The 1,646-nt window shown below is 57.0% G+C and carries 3 protein-coding genes; all 3 read right to left on the bottom strand.

Annotated features, from left to right (window positions below):
- Positions 1 to 312: 312 nt before the first annotated feature.
- The 3 genes from JQC81_RS32305 to JQC81_RS32295 all read right to left on the bottom strand — a co-directional run bounded on the left by JQC81_RS32305 (position 313) and on the right by JQC81_RS32295 (position 1,240).
- A complete protein-coding gene (locus JQC81_RS32305; protein WP_203275841.1) occupies positions 313 to 582 on the bottom strand; it encodes a helix-turn-helix domain-containing protein in 270 nt (89 codons plus the stop codon).
- Positions 579 to 791 (bottom strand): hypothetical protein, encoded by a 213-nt coding sequence (locus JQC81_RS32300; protein WP_203275840.1) that lies wholly within the window; start codon positions 789 to 791, stop codon positions 579 to 581. Before JQC81_RS32300 ends, JQC81_RS32305 begins: the two co-directional genes overlap by 4 nt.
- Before the next feature lie 206 nt (positions 792 to 997).
- Positions 998 to 1,240: a tyrosine-type recombinase/integrase gene (locus JQC81_RS32295; protein WP_246520846.1), complete on the bottom strand. Its 243-nt coding sequence runs from the start codon at positions 1,238 to 1,240 to the stop codon at positions 998 to 1,000.
- Positions 1,241 to 1,646: the final 406 nt, after the last annotated feature.

The raw sequence follows: 1,646 nt of genomic DNA, 5'->3' as shown, positions 1-1,646 counted from the left end.
CGTCAAGACATAGCGATCCATCAAGAGCTTGAATCATAAGCCCAACCTCATGTGAATCCCCACAGACCTTAGAGCGAGGCTCAAGGGATTCTCCCGTTTTTGCGGGATCGTTGGGACTGTGCCCTTGCGTGGTCGACCGCCGGAGGCCGCCTGGGCATGTCATTGAAAATGGATGTGTTGCGAGTTCCTGTAAACATTTTTTCGGCACGCTTAGCAGGATTTTTGATTGCCTCGAAAGCGGGATTTAGCAGGCACCACTCACATGAGGCGGATGCCCCGCCCCTGTTAGGAGGCGGGGCGGGCTTTGTCGTTTTAGCCGATGGTTCGATCCATCGGCATGACATTGAGCTCAATCCATGACTCAACGTCCGTTCGCCGGTAAAAGACCGACCGCCCAAGTTTCGCGAAATCTGGTCCAGCGCCCCGAGCACGCCAGGTCGCGAGCGTCCGCGTATCCACGTTTAAGAGCGTCGCAAGATCGCTTGGGCTGAGTAGGCCGAATTGATCCCTGAGGCTCTCAACTCGCCAGGATGAGAGAGAAACGTCATCCTGTGAATCTGCGTGTAGGTGCTCGATGCTCATGATGCAGCCTTCTCACTGCCAGCGGAGGCAAAAATGCGCTCGACTTTTTCGATTGGCACGAGCGTCCGGCGTCCGAGCCGTACGGTTGCAATGTGATGGGACATGATGAGATGAAACAGCAGCGTCGTTCCGGTCCCGAGCATCTGGGCAGTGCTGGGAATGGACATGAGACGTGGCAGAGCGTAAGGCGCGGGTTCGCGTCCAGCCATAGCCAATTCCTTACATTGGGCAGGGGAACATCCATGGCACGGCCATGGCTTCTTACCTGCGATAGTCTGCTCTGCGGCTGGCATTCTCCCGATGATTTGCTTCGCGGTGCACGCTAATTCGTGCCGCTGTTCCGCGAACGTAAGTGTGTTGGATGATCCTTCCAAACGCTAAAAAACGGCTGCCCCGCGTGATCCTAACAACCGTGTTAGCGACGGATTGGCACAACCTTCGATACTGTCTCTTGGAAGGGTGTCGCGGCAGGCACATGCGGTTGAGCCGGCTCGATCCGGTGCAGGTTTTCCGCGCGCAGCTGGGTGTAGCGCCGCAGCATGTTCCAGTCTCGGTGCCCAGTCACGAGAGCGACCTGCTCGATCGAGTAGCCAGCCTCGAACAAGCGCGAGGCGCCGTCATGGCGCAGGTCATGAAAATGCAGGTCCAGGATTTCCAACGTGTCGGTGGTGCGCTGGAAGTTGGTGGAGATGCTTTGCGCCGCGTGCGGGATGGTCTGATCAGTCTGGGTTCGGGTCGATTTCTGCCGTAAGATGATCGTTAGAGTGTCGAACCCCTGTCTGACACCAGGCTGTGCGGCGGTTTACACTGCCATTTTGTTTGATCCGCTAAGGGGCAGATGGCGCTCCTAGGGTGCCCCAGCGCATGCTAGGCGAACGGCATCGGGAATTAGTACAAAGTTACGTTAAATGTCACGCCCAGCCTCTATGAGGTCGATGCTCTGCGCGTGCTGGAAGCCTCGGTCGAACCTGCGAGCACGGAGAACCCTTAGAGCATCGGACGCTTACACGGACGCATAGCCAGCGGCCTTGAGGAAGTTCCAACATTCTTGCGGCTCAAACAAA

The organism is Microvirga arabica (genome assembly GCF_016811235.1).
In the GTDB taxonomy this organism is placed as follows: Bacteria; Pseudomonadota; Alphaproteobacteria; order Rhizobiales; family Beijerinckiaceae; genus Microvirga; species Microvirga arabica.
Note: the sequence above shows the minus strand (reverse complement) of the source record. Positions and strands in the feature narration are given on the sequence as shown.